The organism is Cryobacterium sp. MLB-32 (assembly GCF_000738085.1).
Lineage (GTDB): Bacteria > Actinomycetota > Actinomycetes > Actinomycetales > Microbacteriaceae > Cryobacterium.
Genome location: NZ_JPRS01000241.1, coordinates 1 through 6,965, shown reverse-complemented (window position 1 = coordinate 6,965; position 6,965 = coordinate 1). Strand labels below are relative to the sequence as shown.

At 64.9% G+C, this 6,965-nt stretch carries 7 protein-coding genes; 1 reads left to right on the top strand and 6 read right to left on the bottom strand.

What is annotated here, in order from left to right; translation table 11 throughout:
* From JF66_RS16885 to JF66_RS16875, 3 genes are all read right to left on the bottom strand, one after another.
* Positions 1 to 807: carbohydrate ABC transporter permease (locus JF66_RS16885; protein ID WP_051973682.1), on the bottom strand; the 807-nt coding region annotated here is incomplete at its 3' end.
* On the bottom strand, positions 804 to 2,081 hold the full coding sequence (locus JF66_RS16880) for a sugar ABC transporter substrate-binding protein (RefSeq protein ID WP_035879833.1): 1,278 nt from the start codon (positions 2,079 to 2,081) through the stop codon (positions 804 to 806). The genes JF66_RS16880 and JF66_RS16885, both read right to left, overlap by 4 nt.
* Positions 2,082 to 2,108: 27 nt before the next feature.
* A complete protein-coding gene (locus tag JF66_RS16875; RefSeq protein WP_051973681.1) occupies positions 2,109 to 3,392 on the bottom strand; it encodes an ROK family transcriptional regulator in 1,284 nt (427 codons plus the stop codon).
* Between the two features lie 212 nt (positions 3,393 to 3,604).
* On the opposite strand from JF66_RS16875, the gene JF66_RS16870 reads away from it, so the two are divergent.
* A complete protein-coding gene (locus JF66_RS16870) occupies positions 3,605 to 4,561 on the top strand; it encodes an ROK family protein (RefSeq protein ID WP_035879832.1) in 957 nt (318 codons plus the stop codon).
* Here JF66_RS16870 and JF66_RS16865 read toward each other — a convergent pair.
* From JF66_RS16865 to JF66_RS16855, 3 genes are read right to left on the bottom strand one after another with little or no spacing between them, the layout of a single operon-like run.
* Complete coding sequence (locus JF66_RS16865) at positions 4,558 to 5,445, bottom strand: aminodeoxychorismate lyase (protein WP_035879831.1); 888 nt, start codon at positions 5,443 to 5,445, stop codon at positions 4,558 to 4,560. The genes JF66_RS16870 and JF66_RS16865 overlap by 4 nt on opposite strands.
* Positions 5,446 to 5,491: 46 nt before the next feature.
* On the bottom strand, positions 5,492 to 6,343 hold the full coding sequence (locus JF66_RS16860; protein WP_035879830.1) for an anti-sigma factor domain-containing protein: 852 nt from the start codon (positions 6,341 to 6,343) through the stop codon (positions 5,492 to 5,494).
* Positions 6,340 to 6,924 (bottom strand): sigma-70 family RNA polymerase sigma factor, encoded by a 585-nt coding sequence (locus JF66_RS16855; protein WP_051973680.1) that lies wholly within the window; start codon positions 6,922 to 6,924, stop codon positions 6,340 to 6,342. Before JF66_RS16855 ends, JF66_RS16860 begins: the two co-directional genes overlap by 4 nt.
* Between the last annotated feature and the right edge of the window lie 41 nt (positions 6,925 to 6,965).

The window sequence follows — 6,965 nt, the reverse complement described above, 5'->3', positions numbered from 1 at the left end:
CGGGTTGTACTGGCCCATGATCGCGTACAGCAGGTCGAACAGCTGGAATCCGTTGATCACCGAGATGATCGTGACGAAGAAGAGGCTCGGGGTGACAAGCGGCACGGTGATCGACGTGAACTGCTTCCACTTCGTGGCTCCGTCGAGCTGGGCCGCCTCGTAGTATTCGGGTGAGATGTTCTTGAGAGCGGCACCGAGAATGATGATGCCGAACCCGAGTGACGCCCACATGCCGACGATGCCCACGGACACGATGGCGAAGCCGGGTGTCGACGTCCAATACGGGCCGTCGATTCCCACGAGCGAGAGAAACCAGTTCAGAATGCCGAAGTCACCGTTGTAGATCATGCGCCACACGAGCGCGACCGCGGTAGGCATGGCGATGTAGGGCATGAAGAAGAGCACACGGTAGAACGAGGCGAAGCGCAATCCCGGCTGGTTGACCAGGTTGGCCATCAGCAGGGCGAGCGGGATGCCCGCGAGCACGATGACCGTATAGATGAGCGTGTTGATCAGGGCAGTGCCCACGTTGCCGTCGGCGAGCATGGTTCGGTAGTTCTCGAGTCCGACGAATTCTTCGCCGCCGAACGGTCCGGTCTCGGTGAGACTCAGGTAGCCGGTCTGAATGATCGGCCAAATGTAGAAGACCAGAACACCGAACAGCGTCGGGAGCACGAACATCCACGGCCAATAGCCGTCGAAGTTCTTGGGCTTTCCGTTGGTGGCGGCAGGAACGGGCGTGCTCGGCACCGGGCGGTCGACGGGAGCACGGCTCTCGCCGACCGTGCTCCCGGTGCGAAGGGTCATTCCTTGGCCAGCTCGTCGTTCATTCGGGTGGCGAGCTCGTTGGCGACGTCCTCGACCGAACGGGCACCGGAGAACGCCTGCGGCAGCAGCTCGTTTTCAATCGTGGTCCACGCTGCGGTGTCTTTCGAGACCGGGAACGGGTAGGCGTAGTTGTCGGCCTCATCGATGAAGACCTGAAGGTCGAAATGATCGACCGAGTCGATGAAAGCCTGGCCGGCGCCGATGAACGCAGGGTTAGCCGCGCCCATTTCGGCCTGCAGGGTCTGTGCCTCTTCGCCGCCGAGGTAGGCCTGGAACGCCTGTGCGGCCGACTTGTTCGAGCTGTTGGCCGACACCACGTTGGCAAGTCCGTGAATGACCGTGGCCTGCTTCTCGTCCTGCGGGAGCGGCGCCACATTGAGGTCCATCGTGTTGCTCGCGGCCGCAAGTTCAGCGACGCTCCAGGTACCCGACCAGAAGAACGCGGTCTTGCTGCTGGTGAACCACGCGTTGTGCGGGGTGTCGGAGAGCTGCTGCAGGCTCGGGCTGGAACCGTTCGCGATGAGGTCGGCCCAGAACTGCAGGCCCCTGATCGTTTTCGGGTCGTCGTAGCCGCTCGTTGTTCCGTCCTCGGAGATGATGTTTCCTCCGGCCTGCAGAATGGTGTTGTAGTACCCTTCCTGACCACCGGTCAGGCCGGTCGCGACGCCGTAGATGCCCTGGTCGGCGAGGGTGTCACTCACAGTTTTAGCTGCGGTGGCGAAGTCATCCCAGGTCCAGGTGCCGTCAGGTACGGCAACGCCGGCCTGATCGAGAATGGCCTTGTTGTACCAGAGGGCTACCGTATCGAAGTCCTTGGGCATGCCGTACTGCTCATCGTCGTACGAGTACAGGTTGTTGAGCACATCGACGTAGTTGCTCGGGTCGACCTCGCCGGCGTCGATGAGATTCGTCATCGGCTCAAGCTGGTCGTTGGCGGCGTAAAGCTGAAAGTTCGGGCCGTTCATCCAGAACACGTCCGGCAAGGTGTCGCCCGAGGCCTGAGTCTGCAGTTTGGTCCAGTACTGGGCCCACGGGGTGATGTCGATGTTCACCTCAATGTTCGGGTAGATCTCGTTGAACGCGGCGATGTTGGCTTCCAGCGCCGGCACCTGGTTCTCGTCCCAGATGGCGTAGCTGATCGATGCTTGCGAGTCTGCGGTGACTGCTTCATCGGATGATGCCGGTGCTGAACACGAGGTCAGCGCGAGCGCGGCGACAAGCGCGAGCGGCGCGAGTCTAGTGATTCGTCTCATTGGTATCCCTTGCTGTGTGATGGACGGTCAGGAAAGTAGGTGGGTGCTCGCGAAGGCCGCGAGCCGGGCGCCGATGTCGGTTTCAACCGGCGGTAGCGGAAACTCGCCCGCGTGATCGGACGCGATCGCGTCCTGACCCAGCGCGGGGCCCGGCACACTGAAATGTGGTACGGCGATGTCGGTCGAGCCGTAGAGGCGTTCCGAAACGACCTCGAGCGAACGCACGAGGGCTCCGAGGGCTACACCGTTCCGGCCGAGTGTCGACGACACGAGCGGCGGCTGCGTGCTGCGTGTGACGAGCCTGGCCAACTCGCTCTGCAGAGCGCCGAGCAAGACCGCCCCGGAGGCGGAGAGCCCACCACCGATCACGATGAGGTCAGGGTCAACCGCGAACCCGACCACGGCGATGCCGCGAATGATCCGGTGCGCGAATTCGGTGACGAGGCCGAGCGCGCCGGTGTCGCCGGCCTCGGCCGCGGCAAAGACGTCCTCCGGGCTACGGCCTCGGAAAGCACCAAGGACGCTTGTCTCGTGCACGTCCTGGTAGCCCCACCCCGTGGACTCCAGATCGCCCACCTCACCGGCGGCGAAGTTGCGGCCGCGATGCAGGGCTCCGCCGAGGATGATCGCCGCGTTCACCCGATGGCCCACCATGATGAAGACGACGTCGTCGGCGTTCTGTGCGGCACCGGCGCGCAGTTCGCCCAGGGCTGCCATATTGATGTCATTCTCGACGAAGACGGGGCAGCTGAGCTGCCGGCTGAGTGCGGCCGAAAGATCCAGACCATTCCATTCCGGCAGCACGTTGGATTGCAACACCCGGCCGGAGGCATCCACGATTCCGGAGACGCCGACGGTGACCGCGGTGAGCCAGGTCGCGTCGATGCCGACACGGGCGAGGGCGCGATCGAGGGTGGACGCTGCCAGAGCCAGGAGGTCGGTACCGGTGACGTCCCCGTCGATGTCGTGCAGCACGCTCGCGACCATGGAACCGGCGAGGTCAGAGATCAGCACGGTGATCCTGTGCAGGCCGAGGTCGATGCCGGCGACGTATCCGGCGGTGGCATTGAACGCGACGCGCCGCGCCGGACGCCCCTTGGCGCTGGGCGCGGAGTGGGGCTCATCGGAGATCAGGCCCTGGGTTTCGACATCGGCGACGATCGATTCGACCGTCGGCCGGGAGAGCCCCGTGATGCGTGCCAGTTCGCTCACCGTGAGCACCCGGTGGTCGCGGAGGGCACCGATACAGGCGGCGGAATTGCGCTGACGAAAAGCGAGCATCTCGCGTTCGTGGTGTCCGGACAGTGCCATGCGTTTTCCCCCTCTCACGTCACGGTGAGCATTATGCAAGTCGTTTGCATAATTGCAGTGAACTCACCATAAGCAGGCCGCGCGACGGTTGTCAACAATCTCGCCACAAGTGTGCTGACTTCGATATGTCACGGCGAGACCTGGCCACGGCCCGACTAGAGTGACTGTTCACCCACACTTTCAATCAGCATCGATCAGTTTGGCACTCAGTCATGCCCCCTTCCCCGCCGTCACCGCTCGGTCCGGGCGCACCCGTTTTCGCCTTCGACATCGGCGGCACCGACATCAAATGCGCCCTGGTCGACGGTGACGGGTGCCTGCTCGGGGTGCGTCGGGTCGCGACGGCGACCTCCCACGATGCCTCGGCGGATGCCGTGCTCAACCAGGTGACACAGCTCGCCGCCGACCTGACTCACGATTTTCCCGACGTCACCCCGCTGGCCGTTGGACTGATCTCCCCGGGCATCATCGACGACGAGATGGGCCTCGTGCGCCGGGCGGTGAACCTCAACTGGACCATGGTGCCGTTCCGGCGTCGGGCCACCGAGCTGCTGCATATGCCCGCCTCGTTCACCCACGACGCCCGGGCCGCCGGCGCAGCGGAGTTCGCGTTGGGTGCCGCCCGAGGATTCACGGACGTGGTGGTCATCGTGATCGGCACGGGTCTCTCGTGCTCGCTCTTTCTCGGCGGACGCCCGCACACAGCGGGCGGACTCGCCGGGGAACTCGGGCATTCGATCGTCGATCCGACGGGCTTGCCGTGTGCCTGCGGCTCACGCGGATGTCTCGAAACCGTCGCCTCCGCCGGCGCCATTTCGCGCCGCTACGCCTCCCTCACCGGCACGTCGCCCGCGGGCGCTCGCGCGGTGATCGCACGGGTGGAAGCCGGTGATGCCGTGGCACTCCGCGTCTGGACGGATGCGCTCGACGCCCTGGCACTGACCATCTCGCAACTTGCCGCGGTGCTCGCGCCCGAGGCGATTGTGATCGGGGGCGGCCTCGCACAGGCTGGACCGGCCCTGTTCGACCCGCTTCGGGAACGGGTGAACAGCCTTTTGAGCTTTCACCGCCCTCCGGCCATTGTGCCGGCACTCCTCGGCGAAAGCGCGGGCCTGCTCGGAGCGGCCCTCAACGCTCGGTCGCTACTGAAGGCCCTGGCCGACGACTAGTGCGTGCGGCCGAGCAGATATGCGTTGAAGGCATCGGTCAGCTGCGCGTCCGTGTTCATCGGCTCGCCGTCGAGAGTCGTGACGGCGACAGCCAGCCGCACGCTCGATACCAGCCAGGCCGCATCCGCGTGGCGGAGCTCATCGACCGTCACGTCGCGGTATTCCACCTTCTCGCCCCGTGCGACGAGGTACTCGAACAGACTCTGCTGCGTGGTGCCGTGCAGAATGGCGCCGCTCGGCGCGGGTGTGACATACACGCCCCCGGCGCGGAGGATCACACTCGAGGTCGGGCCTTCCATCACGTAGCCGTCGGTCGTGAGAAAGATCGTGTCGTCGGCGCCGCGATGGTGCGCCTCCCGCAGCGCCGCCATATTGATGGCGTAGCTCAGCGTCTTCGCGCCCATCAGCAGCCAGGGCGCCCGCTCGGCGACACCCCGCGGATAGCCGCGATCGAGCGTGACCACGCGCACCCCGTTCTGGCGCACGGCACTGAAGTCCGCAGCCCGGGTGGCGTGCAGCCAGGCCGTCGGGGCCGGTCCCGACTCGACACCGCGGCTGAGCACGAACTTCAGGGCCAGCTCTCCCTGGTGTGGGAGTCGCGTCACCGCGTAGGCGATGGCTGCGCGCCACTGCGCCGGGTTGGGAGCCGGTAGATCGCAGATCTGTGCGGAGTTGCTCAGCCGACTGATGTGCGGCTCGACCTCGTGGGGGTGTCCGTTGACCACGCTGAGCGTTTCGAAGATACCGTCACCACGTTGAGTGCTGAGTTCCCCCACCCGCAGGGCGGGAGCGGCCGAATCCACCTCGTGGAACGTGTCATCGAACGTGGAGCGCTCGGACTCAACGGCAACCGGGTCGATCAGCAGGGTGAAGGGAAGGCTCATGGTGCGAGCCTATCCCTCCCCCTCAACGTCTCCGTCGGTCGCCGAGCTAACTCTGGAAAGCCACAATCGGTTCAGACGTGGGCTGCTCAGACCCGCCGGTCGGCTCAACCGTGACACCAACGGTGTCTCCGCTGTGCATGGACCCGTCGAGAACGCGCCACGCGGTTCCGCTACCGGTCGAATCGAAGGTTCCGGCCGGTGCCGCGCCGGAGGAATTGATGTACCAGAGCTGGTAGTCCTGGTCGGCGGTCAGAGCCGGCAGGTCTTCGAGCAAGACCGCGGACAGGCCGAGCGAGTTCGACCAAACCAGGGTGGCGGGATGGCCGTCGGCCGTGGTCGTGGCGGCACGCTGCGAATCGGATGCCGCGTTGATCTCCGCGAGACCGGCAGCCTGTGCCTGTGCGAACTGATTGTTATTGAACGACTGACCAGCGAAGGTGCCACCGACGAAGAGCACAACTGCGGCCGCGGCGGCGAGCAGAATCTGGGCCGGACGCTGGAACCAGCGTTGACGGGCCCGGCGGGAGGCACTCCGGGTCGAGCGGGAACCGGAGGCGGAGGTGAGGGAGATGACGTTTGCGTCGTCGTCGCCGACGTCCGTCACCGGGGCAGCAGGAAGCGTTGTCGGGGAGGCCGTTGGTGCCGCGAGCGGTGCCAACTGCGGTGTCGACGCGATGGCGGCCATCAGGTTGGCACGTAGCGCGGCGGACGGCTGCACGGGCGCTACGGCCAGTCCGAGCGCGACAGCGGTGTCGCTCAACTCCGCCGCCTCCGTGCGCGCTGGTTCCGACTCAGCCAGATAGGCCTCGAAAGCGGCGGTCTCCTCCGCACTGAGGGCGTTCAACGCATAGGAACCGGAGAGGTCGGTGGGGTCGTCGTGCTGTGCTTTGCCGGTCATGAGGTCACCCCCAGCTCGTCGCGCAGGCGGATGAGTCCGTCGCGCAGTCGGGTTTTCACGGTGCCCAGGGGGATCTTGAGCATGCCCGCGACTTCGCTGTGCGTATAGCCACCGTAATACGCGAGGCTCACGGCCTGGCGTTGGAGCTGCGTCAGTCTGGACATTGCTTTTTCCACCCTTTCATGTTCGATGCGAACCTCGACGGTCTCGGCAACGTGATCGTAGGCGACCGCAAGGTCGCGGATGCCAATTTTGGAATCCCGGTCACGCCCGGCCTGCGACGACCGAATTCGGTCAACCGCGCGTCGATGTGCCATCGTCATGATCCACGTGGAAGCTCCACCACGAGTCGCCTCGTACCGCGTGGCCGTCTGCCAGATCTCCAGAAAAATCTCCTGGACAACTTCTTCCGACTGCGCGTGGTCGATCAGGAGGCGCTTGACAAGGCCAAGCACTCTGGGAGCGATCTGGTCATACAGCTCTCCGAACGCTGATTGGTCGCCTGTGGCAACCCGCGCCAAGAGCTCCCCTTGTGAGAGAGGCTCCACCGACGAGTCGTCGAGGTTGAAATCAGTAGTCATAAGACCAAGCATGTCAGGTTCAATCCCTTTCCATGATGAGG